General features: G+C 65.7%; 13 protein-coding genes. 8 read left to right on the forward strand and 5 right to left on the reverse strand.

Features of this window, described 5'->3' with window-relative positions:
• Positions 1-3 precede the first annotated feature (3 nt).
• On the reverse strand, positions 4-1095 hold the full coding sequence (locus BM190_RS25270) for a zinc-binding metallopeptidase family protein (protein WP_092260068.1): 1092 nt from the start codon (positions 1093-1095) through the stop codon (positions 4-6).
• 214 nt (positions 1096-1309) lie between these two features.
• On the opposite strand from BM190_RS25270, the gene BM190_RS25275 reads away from it, so the two are divergent.
• The 3 genes from BM190_RS25275 to BM190_RS25285 all read left to right on the forward strand — a co-directional run bounded on the left by BM190_RS25275 (position 1310) and on the right by BM190_RS25285 (position 5483).
• The gene (locus BM190_RS25275; RefSeq protein WP_092260070.1) at positions 1310-3787 is read left to right on the forward strand and encodes a hybrid sensor histidine kinase/response regulator; all 2478 of its coding nucleotides are present in this window, start codon (positions 1310-1312) and stop codon (positions 3785-3787) included.
• Positions 3788-3868: 81 nt separating this feature from the next.
• Entirely contained in the window at positions 3869-5119 is a 1251-nt protein-coding gene (locus BM190_RS25280) for an arsenic transporter (protein WP_092260387.1), read from the forward strand.
• Between the two features lie 127 nt (positions 5120-5246).
• The gene (locus tag BM190_RS25285; protein WP_092260389.1) at positions 5247-5483 is read left to right on the forward strand and encodes a hypothetical protein; all 237 of its coding nucleotides are present in this window, start codon (positions 5247-5249) and stop codon (positions 5481-5483) included.
• A gap of 68 nt (positions 5484-5551) precedes the next feature.
• Here the strand turns inward: BM190_RS25285 and BM190_RS25290 are convergent, their stop codons facing one another.
• Both BM190_RS25290 and BM190_RS25295 read right to left on the reverse strand, forming a co-directional pair.
• Positions 5552-6916, reverse strand: coding sequence for an MFS transporter (locus tag BM190_RS25290; RefSeq protein WP_018320646.1), 1365 nt, complete (start codon positions 6914-6916; stop codon positions 5552-5554).
• A gap of 24 nt (positions 6917-6940) precedes the next feature.
• Entirely contained in the window at positions 6941-7708 is a 768-nt protein-coding gene (locus BM190_RS25295) for a GntR family transcriptional regulator (protein WP_018320647.1), read from the reverse strand.
• Between the two features lie 182 nt (positions 7709-7890).
• Between BM190_RS25295 and BM190_RS25300 the strand changes: the two genes are divergently transcribed.
• The 3 genes from BM190_RS25300 to BM190_RS25310 are packed head-to-tail and all read left to right on the forward strand — an operon-like array spanning position 7891 to position 10923.
• Positions 7891-9090: a mandelate racemase/muconate lactonizing enzyme family protein gene (locus tag BM190_RS25300; RefSeq protein ID WP_092260072.1), complete on the forward strand. Its 1200-nt coding sequence runs from the start codon at positions 7891-7893 to the stop codon at positions 9088-9090.
• Positions 9091-9102: 12 nt separating this feature from the next.
• Complete coding sequence (locus BM190_RS25305; RefSeq protein WP_092260074.1) at positions 9103-9870, forward strand: glucose 1-dehydrogenase; 768 nt, start codon at positions 9103-9105, stop codon at positions 9868-9870.
• A gap of 21 nt (positions 9871-9891) precedes the next feature.
• Entirely contained in the window at positions 9892-10923 is a 1032-nt protein-coding gene (locus tag BM190_RS25310; RefSeq protein ID WP_092260076.1) for an L-idonate 5-dehydrogenase, read from the forward strand.
• A gap of 74 nt (positions 10924-10997) precedes the next feature.
• On the opposite strand, the gene BM190_RS25315 is transcribed toward BM190_RS25310, so the two are convergent.
• Positions 10998-11915, reverse strand: coding sequence for a DUF3280 domain-containing protein (locus BM190_RS25315; protein ID WP_177237277.1), 918 nt, complete (start codon positions 11913-11915; stop codon positions 10998-11000).
• A 191-nt stretch (positions 11916-12106) separates the two neighbouring features.
• On the opposite strand from BM190_RS25315, the gene BM190_RS25320 reads away from it, so the two are divergent.
• Together BM190_RS25320 and BM190_RS25325 are read left to right on the forward strand one after the other, a co-directional pair.
• On the forward strand, positions 12107-13489 hold the full coding sequence (locus BM190_RS25320) for a sensor histidine kinase (RefSeq protein ID WP_092260080.1): 1383 nt from the start codon (positions 12107-12109) through the stop codon (positions 13487-13489).
• A complete protein-coding gene (locus BM190_RS25325; RefSeq protein WP_028140919.1) occupies positions 13486-14148 on the forward strand; it encodes a response regulator in 663 nt (220 codons plus the stop codon). Before BM190_RS25320 ends, BM190_RS25325 begins: the two co-directional genes overlap by 4 nt.
• A gap of 29 nt (positions 14149-14177) precedes the next feature.
• Here the strand turns inward: BM190_RS25325 and BM190_RS25330 are convergent, their stop codons facing one another.
• Positions 14178-15161: a VOC family protein gene (locus BM190_RS25330; protein WP_177237278.1), complete on the reverse strand. Its 984-nt coding sequence runs from the start codon at positions 15159-15161 to the stop codon at positions 14178-14180.
• Positions 15162-15264: the final 103 nt, after the last annotated feature.

Here is a 15264-nt window from a genome sequence, read left to right on the forward strand (position 1 = left end):
GCCCTAGGGACGCCCTGCGGCGTCCTGTGCCTTCCCAGACTTGGCGACGTCCCGGACCAGGCCATGAACGAAGCCCAGCTTGCCGACCACGGCGGGCGACAGGATGAAGGGATAGAGGTCGCGCAGGCCCATGGCGCGGTTGACGCTGTTCATGGCGAAGGTGAAGGGCAGCCATGCGTTGACCAGCGCCTCGACGTCCCTGGCCTCATAGGGGTTGAAACGGATGCGCGCCGTCAACTCCCCGTCGCGGTCGACCTTGGGACGCACCTCCATGCCGAACTCGGCGGCCATCTCCAGGGTGTCGACGATGTGAAGATAATGCGCCCAGGTCTCGGCGAAATCTTCCCAGGGGTGCATCGTGGCATAGGCCGAGACATAGTTCTGCTGCCAATCCGGCGGCGCGCCTTCGGCATAGTGACGCTGCAGGGCCTGGCCGTAATCGGCGGAATCGTCACCGAATACCGCGCGGCATTCCTCGAGCTTGCCGCCATCGCGGACCAGCACATCCCAGAAATAGTGCCCGACCTCATGCCGGAAATGCCCGAGCAGCGTACGGTAGGGTTCTCCCATCTCGAGCCTGCGCCGCTCGCGCTCGATGTCGTCGGTCTCGGTGAGCGCGATCGTGATCAAGCCGTTGTCGTGGCCGGTCATGACCTTCTCTGCGCTGTTCGGATCGTCGGCAAGGAAATTGAAGATCAGACCATGCTCGGGATCGTCTTGCCGGGCCTGGAGCGGCAGCTTCCAGCGGATCAGGGAATAGAACAAACGGTGTTTCGCCACCTCCAGCTCGCGCCAGCCGGCAAGCTGGGCGGGGTCGGACAAATCCGGCACGATGCCGTTGTGGCGGCATGCGCGGCAATAGCCGTTGCCCTCGCCCGTATCCGTCAGCCAGTTGCAGGCATCGTACTCGGTATTCCGGCACAGCATCCGGCTTTCGCCCTTGTCGGCCAGGATTCGCCAGGCCTCTCCGTCGGGCTCGATCGCCGACATTGTCTCCTTCTCCGGCAGGAAGGCGACCCGATGGCCGCAGCGTTCGCAGGCACGGTTCTCGAAATAGAGAACGTTGCCGCAGGCCTGGCAGACAAAGAGCTTCAAGATTTATCCTCTTCGGAAAGAGAGCCTTATCAAAGACGTTCGTGACGCCTCGCGAAGACGCCTCCGCCGGCCGATCGTTCCAGTCGCCGGAACAAATTGCCAGACCCAGCGTTCGTTCATACGTATCGCCCTCCGTTTCATGGCGACCTTTCCCAGCCCAATCCCTCTAAACAATGGCCATCACGCTCCGTCTGTGTGAATATCGGTCCGGCACGTGCGCTCCCGCATGACAACGGCCGATGCCTTGAACGATCCCTTGCCCGAGACCATCGCTGCCGAAAGGCTGCGCCAACACCTCGAAGACGTCGCGCGCGAGCGCGACAACGCCTATCGCGCGCTCCAGGAGCGCGAGGCCGAGCTGGCGCGCATCCAGCGCATCGGCAAGGTCGGCGGCGTCGAGGTCGATTTTCGCGAAGGCTTCAAGAACCGCCGCTCGCCCGAATACCTGATGATCCACGGCCTGCCGCCGGAGGCTGCGGAGGAATCGCACGAGGATTGGGTCAACCGCATCCATCCCGAGGACCGCGACGCCACCGTCAAGCACTTCATCGAGGCACTCGCCGGTACGAGCGAAGACTACAGCGCCGAGTACCGCATCGTCCGCCCCAATGACGGCGAGACCCGCTGGATCCGGGTCGTCGCCAAGATCGAGCGCGACAAGGACGGCCGCGCCATCCGCCTTGTCGGCGCCCATATCGACATGACCGACCAGGCGCTCGCGCGCGAGACGCTGCGCGAGAGCGAGGAGCGCTTTCGGCTGATCGCCGACAGCGCGCCGGTGCCGATCTGGGTGACCAAGCTCGATCGCAAGCGCTCCTTCGCCAACCAGGCCTATGTCGATTTCGTCGGCCTGCCCTACGATCAGGCCATCGACTTCGACTGGCGCAAGGTGCTGCACCCCGACGACCTGCCGCACGTGCTGCAGCAATCGGTCCAGGGTGAAGCGTCACTCAAGCCCTTCGTGCTGGAAGCGCGCTACAAGAATGCCGGCGGCGAATGGCGCTGGTTGCGCTCGGAATCGCAGCCGCGCTGGGACCCGACCGGCAAGCATATCGGCTTCATCGGCGTCGCCCACGATATCACCGTCGCCAAGCAGGCCGAGATCGAGCTCAGGCGGCTCAACGAGACGCTGGAAGAGCGCATCGCCGAGCGCACCGCCCAGCTCGAATCCAACGAGGCGCGGCTGCGCGCGATCCTGGAGACCAGCAATCAGTATCAGGGCCTGGTCAATCTCAGGGGCGAGCTGCTTTACGCCAACAACACCGCACTCGACGGCATCGGGGCGAGCTCGTCGGATGTGATCGGAAAGCCGTTGTGGGAGACGCCCTGGTTCAGCGCGACGGAGGGCATGAGCGCGCTGGTGCGCGAAGCCTTCCACACCGTGCTCAAGGGCGAAGCCGTGCGGCTGGAGATGCGGCTGCGCCTTCCCATCGGCGAGCGCGATTTCGACTTCGGCATGCGCCCCGTGCTCGACCGTCACGGCAACATCACCGGCGCCGTCCCTGAAGCCGTCGACATCACCGAACGCCGGCGCGGCGAGGAAGCGCTGCGGCAGTCGCAGAAGATGGAGGCGATCGGCCAGCTCACCGGCGGTGTCGCCCACGACTTCAACAATCTTCTCACCATCATCCGCTCGGCCACCGATTTCCTGCGCCGCCGCGAGCTGCCGGAGGAGCGCCGCCGCCGCTATGTCGATGCCATCTCCGAGACCGTCGAGCGCGCCTCCAAATTGACCGCCCAGCTTCTGGCGTTCGCGCGCCGGCAGCCGCTGAAGCCGCAGATCTTCAACGTCGGCAGCCAGGTCGAGGGCGTCGCGCAGCTGGTCCGGCCGCTGGTCGGCGGCCGTATCGACATCGCGGTGGAGATTCACGATGCCGACTGCTTCACCGTCGCCGACATCGCCCAGTTCGAGGCCGCTCTGATCAACCTCGCCATCAACGCCCGAGATGCCATGAACGGCGAAGGCCGCCTGATCATCGCCGTGCGCAAGGTCTCCGGAATTCCCAGCCTGCGGGCGCAATCGGCGCGCGGCGGCGACTACGTCGCGATCTCCGTCACCGACACCGGCAGCGGCATCGCGCCGGAACATCTCGACTCGATCTTCGAGCCGTTTTTCACCACCAAGGAGGTCGGCAAGGGCACCGGCCTCGGCCTCAGCCAGGCTTTTGGTTTCGCCAAGCAGTCCGAGGGCGACGTCGCGGTGACGAGCACCCAGGGCAAAGGCGCGACCTTCACCATCTATCTGCCGCAGGCACAAAGCCCCGCGACCGACAAGGAGGCCGCGGCGCTGACCCATGAGGCCGCGGCCACCGGGCGCGGCTATCGCGTGCTCGTGGTCGAGGACGACGACGAGGTCGGCCGCTTCTCCACCGAGCTTCTGGAAGATCTCGGCTACGTCGTTCGCCGCGTTGCCAACGCCAACGCCGCGCTGGCGATCCTCGGCGAGAACGAATTTGCCGTCGACCTCGTGTTCTCCGACGTCATCATGCCCGGCATGAACGGCGTCGAGCTCGCCGGCATCATCCGCGAGCGCTATCCGGGCCTGCCCGTGGTGCTCACCTCCGGCTACAGCAACGTGCTCGCCGAAAACGCCCATCGCGGTTTCGAATTGATCCAGAAGCCGTATTCGGTGGAATCGCTCTCGCGCATCCTGCGCAAGGCGATCACGGAGAAGCTATCGGTGGCGCGGTGACGCGAGCCGAGATTTGAGGCTGGCGGATCGATCCGGGGCACGGTAGTCAAGAGCGGTTTTCCGGAGATCAACTTGCCGACCGTGCCGTCTGACGCCATCTGGGCCTGGAGCATCATCGTCGTCGCGACAGCAGGCGTCATCATCCGCCCCTTTCGCCTGCCCGAGGCGGTCTGGGCGGTGATCGGCGCGAGCGCCCTGGTGCTATCAGGCTTGCTGCCGTGGCAAGACGCGCTTGCCGGCATCGAAAAAGGCCTCGACGTCTACCTCTTCCTGATCGGCATGATGCTGATCGCCGAGCTCGCGCGCCTCGAGGGCCTGTTCGACTATCTCGCCGCGCTCGCGGTCGAATACGCGGCCGGCTCGCCGCAACGGCTGTTCCTGCTGATCTATCTCGTCGGCACGCTCGTCACGGTGCTGCTCTCCAACGATGCCACCGCGATCGTGCTGACGCCCGCCGTCTATGCCGCAACGCGCGCAGCCGGCGCCAAGCCACTGCCCTATCTTTTCGTCTGCGCCTTCATCGCGAATGCCGCGAGCTTCGTGCTGCCGATCTCCAATCCCGCCAATCTCGTCGTGTTCGGTGCGCGTATGCCGCACCTGACGGAATGGCTGCGTATGTTCGCCCTGCCCTCGGCGGCCTCCATCCTGCTGACCTACGTCGTGCTGCGCCTGACCCAGCACCGGGCCCTGAAAGAGGAGACGATTGCGCGCCGCGTGCCGCATCCAAAACTCGGCCGCGGCGGCAAGCTGACGGCGATCGGCATCGTCGCGATCGGCGCCGTGCTGATCACGGCGTCCGCGCTGGACAAGCAACTGGGCCTGCCGACCTTCATCTGCGGCGGCGTGACAGCCGCGATCGTGCTGCTGCTCAGCCGGCAGTCGCCATTGCCCGTGCTGCGCGGCGTGTCCTGGAGCGTGCTGCCGCTGGTGGGTGGGCTCTTTGTCATGGTGGAGGCGCTGGTCAAGACCGGCGTGATCGCGCAGCTCAGCGCGCTGCTGCATGAAGCAGTCGCGCAATCCGTCCCGCAAGCCGCCTGGAGCGTCGGCATCGCGACCGCAATCGCGACCAACATCGCCAACAATTTGCCCGTGGGCCTCGTCGCTGGCTCGGTCGCGGCCAGCGATCATCTGCCCGCCCCGGTCGTCAGTGCCATCCTGATCGGCGTCGACCTCGGCCCCAATCTGTCGGTGACGGGCTCGCTCGCCACCATCCTCTGGCTGGTCGCGCTCCGGCGGGAGAAGATCGAGGTCGGCGCCTGGCCGTTCCTCAAGCTCGGCCTGCTGGTGACGCCGCCCGCCTTGATCGCGGCACTGGCGGCGGCCATCAGGTAACGCAGGCTCCGACCTTCGAAATTAAGCGCAAGCTATTTGCGGTGCGTCAATGCCGGCAGCGACGCTGCGGCTAGAATTCCATTGTCGCGCAAATCAGATCGAGAGCGCGCGGCAAGGAAGGTTCATCATGCAGATCCAATCGAAAGCGTTGCCGCAGAGCTCCTTTCTGCGTCGCGCGATCCGGAGCCTCACCGCAGCAAGCGAGAGCGGTGTCGAGACGGCCCATCCCCTGCTGGTCGTCTCCGCAGTGGTGTTGTTCACACTGTTCGTCATCGTGGAGGTCGACCTCCACTCCGCCCAGCTTCAGGCGCTCGGCCTGCTCGGCCATGGGATGGGCATCGATCCGGTCTTCCTGAGCCCGTAGTCGCCTGCCCCAGCGTTCCGAAATCAGTCCCGATCGCGGCGACGACGCCGCGACCGGGAAGCGCATCGTCAGTCGTTCTCGTAGCCGTAGACTTCCGGCAGGATGAAGATCGCGGCGAGCAATCCGATCAGCGGGAAGATCGCGACCATCAGCGTGGCATTCGCCTGCCCGATCGCGGCGAACACCGTCGGGAACAGGAAAATCGCCAGGAACGACGGCAGCTTCACGAACATGTAGGCGAATCCGCTGGCGGTGCCGCGATATTTCGGCTTGGCGACCATGGTCGGGATCGTCATGCAGTTCGACGCGTCCCAGTAGTGGCCCCACAGCATCGCGGCGGCCGCGAACGGCAGCAGGATCTTGTTATCGGTGTAGAGCGCGAAGGCCGCGACTAATAGCGAGGCGAACACGATCGAGAAGCCGGCGATCGCGATGCCGCGGTGGCCGATCTTCGGCGTCAGCAGCGGCCCGACCCAGCCGGACAAAGCGGCGAAGGAAAACAGCGCCATCGTCACCAGGTTGATGCCGAGCACGCTCGACACGCCGACCATCACGAACAGCACCGGCAAATAGAACGCGAAGGTGGAGAACTCGCTCGCCTGGGTGAAACAGGCGATCCAGCCATACAGCGTGGCGCGCCAGCGAATCGGGTCCTTCTTGAGGTCGGCGAGGAACGCACGGGTGCTGGTTTTGGGAACCACCACGTCATGATTCGGCAGCATGTCGAGATTGTCGTTGAACATCTCGCGCGCGACCTGCTTGGCCTCGCGGTAACGTCCCTTCTGCACCAGCCACACCGCCGTCTCCGGCACGTCGTGGCGCATCAGTAGGATGATCAGTGCCGGCACCGCGCCGAGGCCGAGCGTGACCCGCCACAGCATCTCGTGCTGCATGTCGATCAAGAGGAAGATCACGATGACGCCGATGGTCAGGACCTCGCCGACCGCGAACATGAATTGCCAGCGGTTGCCCATGACCTCGCGCTCGCCCTTGGCCATGGATTCCATGATGTAGGTGTAGCCGGTCGAGATGTCCGAGCCGAGCGGGATGCCGAGCAGGAATCGGATCACGATGAGCCAGGTGACGTCAGGCACAAAGGCCTGCGCCAGCGCCAGCACGATGAACATCACCATCGTCACCAGGAACATGACGCGGCGGCCGATCTTGTCGGACAGCCAGCCGCCCAGCAGCGCACCGATCAGGGCACCGCCCTGCGTGCCCGCCGCGGCAAGGCCCAGCATCAGCGCCGTGGGATTGTACTGCTCCTTGATGAAGATCAGCACGAAGGCGATCGAATAGAGGTCCCAGGCTTCGACCAGGATCGAGGCCATCATCAGCCAGCCGACCTTGTTGCCCTTGGGACTGTAGTTCGTGATGAGGTAGCGGACCGCGGCTTCGCTCGCGGTCGGTTGTGGCATCGCCATCGTTGTCATGCTTGGTCCTCTTTTCAAAACTCGCTACGTGCCGAGCAGCGGCTCGATGCTGCAATCGAGCAGGCGCGGATCGATCCCCGCTTCCATGCCGGTGAATATCTCGCCCATGTAGTCGATCAGCGCATCGCTCGCCTTCACAGCGTCATCGACGCGGCGGCTGGCCACCGCGGCGAGAATGGCGAGATGACAATCGATCGTGCCCGACAGATCGGCCTGCCCCGGCATGAAGCGGTGGTGGATGTAGCCGATGCGCCGGTACAGCGTGTGCAGCGGCCGCAGCGTGTGCACCAGGAACGGCTCGCCGGCGGCTTCCAGCACCAGCGCGTCGATGCGGCGGTCGATGCTGTTGAATTCGTCGAGGGTCAGGCTGGCGCGGCGCTCGCGCAGGAGACGTTCGATATGCAGCGCCTGATTGCGATGCGAGAGGCTGGCGCGATCGGCCGCAAGGCGGATCACGAACCGCTCCATGTCGCGGCGCAAGGCCAGCAGCATGCGTTCGCGTGCAAGGTCGATCGGGGCAATGTGCAGGCCGTGGCGCGGACGGATGATGATGAGCGTATCGGCGGAGAGACGATTGACGGCGTGGTGCACCGGCGTGCGCCCGAAGCCGGTGATCTGCTGCAATTCCAGCATGGTCATGAACTGACCGGGCTTGAGCTCGCAATGAACGAGGAGCTCCTCGATCCTCTGATAGGCCAGCTCGAAGAAGTTGAGACGATTGCGCCGGGAGGGCCTGCCCTCGCCGTCATCGTCGCTTCTCACCACTTCGAGCGCGCGCTTGCGCCGGGCCATGTTGTCCTCCCTGCCACCCTGCTCGCGCTGCCGAGCGGCGGCTTATTTGTGATATCCTTAAAACATGTTGTGATATATTACAAGCGGGCGTATGACTGCCTACCGGGATCGCCGGTTTTGACCGGCATAGACACGAACAACAAGACGGGCGCGAGGCGCCTTATCATGGGAGGACTGTTGCAGTGAAGATCACTTCGATCGAGACCCTGCGCACCGAGGAATTCTCCAACGTCATCTGGGTGCGAATCCACACCGACACCGGCGTGATCGGGCTCGGCGAGACCTTCTACGGCGCGGGCGCGGTCGAGGCGCAGATCCACGACACTTTTACCGGCCGCCTGCTCGGCCGCAATCCCCTGCACATCGAAGCCATCCACCGCGACATGCTGAACCTGCCGATGGCGCAGTCCTCCACCGGCGTGGAATATCGCGCGGCGTCCGCGATCGACATCGCGCTGTGGGACCTGTTCGGCAAGGTTTGCAATCAGCCGGTGCACCAGATGCTCGGCGGCCTCTGCCGCGACAAGCAGCGCATCTACAACACCTGCGCTGGCACGCAATATGTCCGCTCGACCAATATCAGCCCGGTCGCGAACTGGAATCTCGGGGCGTCCAAGGGCCCCTATGAAGACCTTGATGGCTTCATGAATCACGCCGATGCACTGGCCGAGAGCCTGCTGGAAAGCGGCATCTCCGCGATGAAGATCTGGCCGTTCGATCCGGCGGCGCAGGAGAACAAGGGCCTTTACATCACCGCCGCGCAGATGAAGCAGGCGATCGAGCCGTTCGAGAAGATCCGCAAAGCGGTCGGCGACAAGATGGAGATCATGGTCGAGCTCCACTCGCTGTGGAATCTGCCGACCGCCAAGCAGATCGCCCGTGCGCTCGAGCCTTACAAGCCGACCTGGTACGAAGACCCGATCCGGATGAACTCGCCGCAGGCGCTGGCCGAATATGCCCGCTCGACCGACGTCTGGGTCTGCGCCAGCGAGACGCTGGGCTCGCGCTTTCCCTACAAGGACATGCTCGACCGCGACGCCATGCACGTGGTGATGGCGGATCTGTGCTGGACCGGCGGCCTCACCGAGGGCCGCAAGATCGCGGCGATGGCCGACACCTATCACCGGCCCTTCGCGCCGCACGATTGCATCGGCCCGATCGGCTTCATCGCCGCCATCCACATGTCGTTCAGCCAGCCCAACACCCTGATCCAGGAATCGGTGCGCGCCTTCTACAAGGGCTGGTACAATGAGCTCGTCACCACCATGCCCGTGATCAAGGACGGTTTTGTTTATCCGATGGAGGGACCCGGTCTCGGCGTCGACCTTCTGCCCGCCGTATTCGAGCGCTCAGATCTCACCGTGCGCCGCTCCAACGTCTAAGGACTTTCTGACATGAGCACCTCTCTTTTCGATCTCTCCGGGCGCACGGCGCTCGTGACCGGCTCCTCCCGCGGCCTCGGCCGCGCCATCGCGGAAGGCATGGCCAAGGCCGGCGCGAAGATCATCGTCAACGGCGTCGATCCCAAGCGAGTCGAGCAGGCTGTCGCCGAGTTTCGGGCCGCCGGGCATCAGGCCGAGGGCGCAGCCTTCAACGTCACCGACGAGCCCGCAATCGTCGCGGCGTTCAACGACTTCGACAAGAAGAACATCGCGGTCGACATCGTCGTCAACAATGCCGGCATCCAGCACCGCAAGCCGCTGGTGGAGTTCACCACCGACGAATGGCGCAAGGTGATCGAGACCAACCTCACCAGCGCCTTCGTGATCGGCCGCGAGGCCGCCAAGCGCATGATCCCGCGCAAGCACGGCAAGATCATCAATATCGGCTCGCTCGGCAGCGAGCTCGCCCGGCCCACCATCGCGCCCTACACCGCGGCCAAGGGCGGCATCAAGAATCTCACCCGCTCGATGGCGGTGGAATGGGCCCAGCACGGCATCCAGGCCAACGCGATCGGCCCCGGCTACATGCTGACCGACATGAACGAGGCGCTGGTCAACAACACCGATTTCAACAATTGGCTGATGGGCCGCATCCCCTCCAAGCGCTGGGGCAGGCCGGACGAGCTGGTCGGTGCCGCGATCTTCCTGGCGTCGGACGCCTCGACCTATGTCAACGGCCAGATCATCTATGTCGATGGCGGCATGATCGCCGCGATGTGATCCGCGAACCAGGAGCAAGCCATGCGCGCTGTCGTCATCCACGCCCCGAAGGATCTGCGGATCGACACTTACCCGGATCCGGCCCCCGGCCCGGGCGAAGTCCGCGTCAAGATCGCCAATGGCGGCATCTGCGGCTCCGACTTGCATTACTACCATCACGGCGGCTTCGGCGTGGTGCGCATCCAGCAGCCGATGGCGCTAGGCCATGAGATCGCCGGCGTGGTCGCGGCCGTCGGTGACGGCGTCACCGACGTGAAACCGGGCACGCGCGTTGCGGTCAATCCGAGCAGGCCGTGCGGCCAGTGCCTGCATTGCCAGGAAGGCATGCGCAACCAGTGCCTCGACATGCGCTTCCTCGGCAGTGCGATGCGCTTCCCTCATGTGCAAGGCGGCTTCCGCGAGTTCATCACGGTCGATGCCACGCAGGCGGTGCCGATCGCGGACAAGCTCTCGCTGGCGGAAGCCGCGGTCGCAGAGCCGCTCGCGGTGTGCCTGCATGCCGGCAAGCAGGCCGGCCCCCTGCTCGGCAAGCGCGTGCTGATCACGGGTTGCGGCCCGATCGGCGCGTTGATGATCCTGGTGTCGCGCTTCGGCGGCGCCGCCGAGATCGTGGTGACCGACGTGGCCGAGGCGCCGCTCGCGGTCGCCAGGAAACTCGGCGCGACGCACGCCATCAATGTCGCAGCCAATGCCAGCGCGCTCGATCCCTGGCGCGCCGGCAAAGGCGTGTTCGACACGCTGTTCGAAGCCTCCGGCAATCAGGCGGCGCTGCGCACCGCGCTCGACGTGCTCCGTCCCGGCGCAACGCTGGTGCAACTCGGCCTCGGCGGCGAGATGACGCTGCCGATCAATTCCATCGTCGCCAAGGAATTGCAGCTCCGCGGCACCTTCCGCTTCGATCCCGAGTTCGAGCTGGCGGTGCGCCTGATGGGCGAAGGCCTGATCGACGTGAAGCCGCTGATCACGGCCACCATGCCGTTCGAGAACGCGGTCGCCGCGTTCGAGCTCGCCAGCGACCGCTCGCAGTCGATGAAGGTGCAGCTTACTTTCTGAGCATGATCCGGAAAAGTGTGCAGCGGTTTTCCGAAAAGATCATGCTCAAACAAAGATCTAAAGGGCGATGAGTCTCATCGCTCTTTAGCTGCGCCGGCGGCCTGCTGGCTCTCGATCAGCCGGTCGCTGACCAGCCGCACCGCGCCCCGTTTCCAGGAATAGTCCGCGCCGAGGCGCAGGCCGCTGTCGCCGCGCGCCAGCACCGCGCCGGTGCGGGCGTCGCGCAGCTGGAAGCCGAGCGTGTATTCGGTGCGGCTGACCCGCCGCACCACGCCGATCAGCGATTGATCCGCGCCGAGCTCTTTTGCAATCGCGGCCTCGCAGCCGCCGCAGTCGCGTAACGCGCGCGCCTTCGCCGCCTCGCCGCTCGCGCTGCCGACGTCGACGATGCGATAGCGGCCGGACTGGCCGAGCACGTCACGCACGCCGCCGGTGGTCTCGGCGAGGTACGATGCGTCTGAACCGGCCAAGGTGCCCCCCGATGCGGCCGTCATGTCCTCCAGCTCGAAATCGAACACCGCAAGCGCGACCGGCGCGGGCGTGCCGAGCGCCGCAATGACCTCGCGGGCGAGGAACGCCTCGGCACGGTCCCAGGCCTCGTCGTTGTCGCCGCGGAATGTGTAGAGCTTCTCGAACAGGACCTTCTTGGCCGCGGTATCGATCACGGCGACCCGCGCCCATTGCACCAGCGTGCTCGTCTTCTGGACGCCGCCGACGACCTTGAATTTTGCATCGGCTTGCCCGGCGGGCGCAAGCTGGTAGCGCTTGTCGGCCCCGACATCCCGCCGCAGCGCGGCCATGAACGCGCCCAGCTGCTTCTCGTGGGCGGCGGTCTGGTCGACCGGCTCGCCGGACGTATCCAGATACTGGAAGTCCTCAATCGACACGCCGGCCGGTGCTGGGGCGGCCGCCTCGGTGCCCGCGCCGGCAGGCCGGACACCCACAAGGATAGCGAGGAGAAAAGCAGGAACGATCAACCGGGAGAGGTGCATGAGCGTGGCCTCGCAGATGGAGCGGTTGGCAAATCTCGGCGGCAGCCTGACACCCTGCAACGGGGGCCGTCCCGGTGAGCGCCGGGAAAATTTCACGTCGTTGCACTGCGGTAACGCGTGGCGCTTTGCGCGGCTGGCGTTCTGCCGTTTAATGCGGCGGCGACAAGCCTGTTCGCGCTAGGTGCTGCCCGATGTGGAACCGCCCGAGATTCGATCTCAAGGTCCGTCTGACGTTGCGCGTGGCCGCCATAACGGCCGCCTGCTTCGCCGCAATCTCCGCCTATTTCCTGATCGCGGCCGACCGCGCGGTGCACGCGCGCATCGACGGCATCGCCGCGATCGTCGCGAAGTCGCTGGAGCTCCAGCAAGGCAAGATCCAGTGGGTGGCCGGCCCGCGCGACTTTCCCAACCTTGATCCCGTCGCGGCCTATGTCATGACGCCCGGCCTGTGTCTTGCTTTCCGTGGCCCGAGCGGCGAGATGCTGCAGCGATTCTGCAGCGGTGCGCCTGCCCCGGCGAGCCCGTCGCCGCAGGTCTTCGCGGCCTTCTATCGCAGCCTGTTCGACCCCGGCCGCGAAGCGGCACGGCCCGTGATCGTGCGCGGCGCCAAGCTCGGCGAGACCGTGGTCTCGGTCGATCCGGCCGTGCAGACGGCGGAAGCCTGGCACGAGGCCGGCCGCCTGATGATTGCGTTTGCGATCGCGCTTCCGCTGCTGTGCTTGCTGGTCTACGCCGCGCTGGCGCGCGCGCTGCGCCCGACCCGCCTGATCCGCACCGGCCTCGAGCGGATCGCCGCCAACGACCTCTCGGCGCGGCTGCCGCCGTTCGATCTGGCCGAACTCTCCGCGATCCGCGACGGCTTCAACCATCTCGCCGAAAGCCTCGACAATGCGCTCGCCGAGCGCAGCGAGCTGACGCGCAAGCTGATCGCGCTGCAGGACGACGAGCGCCGCCATCTGGCGCGCGAGCTGCACGACGAGTTCGGCCAGTCGCTGGCCGCGATCCGCGCCCTCGCCTCCTCCGCCCGCCAGACCGCCGCGCAGGACTGCCCCGCTTTGCTCGGCGAATGCGACGGTATTTCGCGGACCGCGACCAGCATGATGGAGACGCTGCGCGGCGCGCTGTTCCGGCTGCGTCCGCCCGACGTCGAGGAGCTCGGGCTGGTTGCGAGCCTGGAAGGCCTCGTCGCGGGCTGGAACGGACGCAGCCGCGGCGAGACGCGCTTTTCGATCCATTTCGACGGCGCGGTCGAGACTCTGCCCGCCGCGATCAGCGCCAACCTCTACCGCATCGTGCAGGAGGCGCTCACCAACGCCGCCAAGCACGCCGGCGCCACCAAGGTGGACCTGCATTTGACGATGGCGGCAGACGAGATCGCGCTTGCCATCGACGACGACGGCCGGCCGAACGACGCGTCGGTCAAATCCGGCATGGGCCTGCTCGGCATGCGCGAGCGCGTTGCGGCCTTGCGCGGCCGGATGAGCTTCGAAGTCGGTGCCAACGGCGGCTCGGCGCTGCGCGTCGTCATTCCGCTCACCGCCGCCGATCGGCAGGTGCTGGAGCATGCGGCATGAGCGCGGCCGATGCCTCCATCCTGCTGGTCGACGACCATTCGGTGGTCCGCGAGGGTTATCGCTCCGTGCTCCAGAAGCAGCCGGGCCTGCGCGTCATCGCCGAGGCTGCTGACGGCGCGGAGGCCTACCGGCTGTACAAATCCGAGGCGCCTGACCTCGTCATCATGGATCTGAGCATGCCCGGCATCGGCGGCATCGAGGCCGTGAGGCGGATCAGGCAATGGGACAAGGGCGCAAGGATCCTCATCTTCACCATGCATCAGAATGCGGGCTTCGCCGTGCAGGCGATCCGCGCCGGCGCCAGAGGTTACGTCACCAAGACCAGCCCGCCGGAAACGCTGGTGCGGGCCGTGATGGACGTGCTCGCCGGCAAGATCGCCATCAGCCCCGACATCGACCACGAGTTGGCGCTGAGCCGGCTCGGCGGCGAAAGCTCGGCCGCCGACGTCCTCACCGCCCGCGAGTTCGAGGTGATGCGGCTGCTGCTCGCCGAGCGGACGACGGAGGAGATCGCCGAAACGCTGCATGTCAGCCCGAAGACGGTGGCGAACCTGCATTCCCTGATCAAGGACAAGCTCGGCGTCGGCTCCGACATCGAGCTGGTCCGCCTCGCGCTGCGCCAGGGACTGTTGACCGAGCCCGATCTCGGCGAAGCCTGAGCGTTCAGGCTACGCCGCGCGGCCACGGATCATTCGCGCGCGACCACGTGGTCCAGCCACGCGCAGTTAAGCGGCGGCACGCGGGGATCGGCGACGCGCACGCCGCGCGCCGCCGCATCGAGCCGCATGTCGCGCAGGCGCTTGCGCTGTTCTTCCGGCATATGGAGGCGCTCGTGGCCCCACAGCGACGGGCCGTCGAACGTCTCATGCGGCTGCCAGGTCTCGGGATCGATGACGCGCGCGCCCCAGCCATATTCGATGAAGAAGCCGGAAGGGGTGTTCACGTAGAACGAGGTCATGTGGTCGTTGGTGTGCCGGCCCAGCGTGTAGGCAACGCGGCCTTCGTCGAGCTGCGCGAGATCGTAGCCTTGTCCGACATCGTCGAGGCTGCCGAGCTCGACCATGAAATGATGCATCGCCTTGCGCCCCGAGCCGACCATCGCGAAGCTGTGGTGGCGACCGTTGACGTGGAAGAAGTACAGCCCGTACGGCTTCAGTCCGAAATCCGAGACGTGGAAGCCGAGCACGTCGCGGTAGAACGGCAGCAGGGGCTCGACATCCTCCACATTGAGCACGACGTGCCCCATGCCGAGCGCGCCGGTACGGAAGCCCGAAATCGGCCGGCCTGGCCTGAAGGGCTCGGACGCAAGCTCCGGCTTGCAAAAAGCTTCCAGCCGGTTGCCGGCGGGATCGGCGAACGAAATCAGCTCGGCGACATGCCGCTCGTCAGCGAGCGCGCGCGAGCCGCGCGTCACCTTGACGCCGTGGCTTTCGAGCCGTCCCGCCAATTGATCCAGCTCTGCCGTGGACGGAACTTCCCATCCCATCACCGCAAGGCCGGCATCGCTGCTGCCGTCCACGATCAGCCGCTGCTTGCGGTCGTCCATGCGGAAGGCGCACATCTTGCCGCCGCGATCGACCCGCTGCATGCCGAGCAGACCTGTCGCCATCCGGCCCCACTGGTCGAGCTGCGAGGAATTGATTGCGATATAGCCGAGCGCGGTGATTTCCATCGAATTCCTCCCGAAGGCATCGCGTGTGCCGCAATGCGGCGAACTTGATACCGGCCGCGCACGATCTTAACGTGGCGTTCCGCAATCGCTTCGCGTTCGCAAC

Source organism: Bradyrhizobium sp. Rc3b (assembly GCF_900114915.1).
Taxonomy (GTDB): Bacteria; Pseudomonadota; Alphaproteobacteria; order Rhizobiales; family Xanthobacteraceae; genus Bradyrhizobium.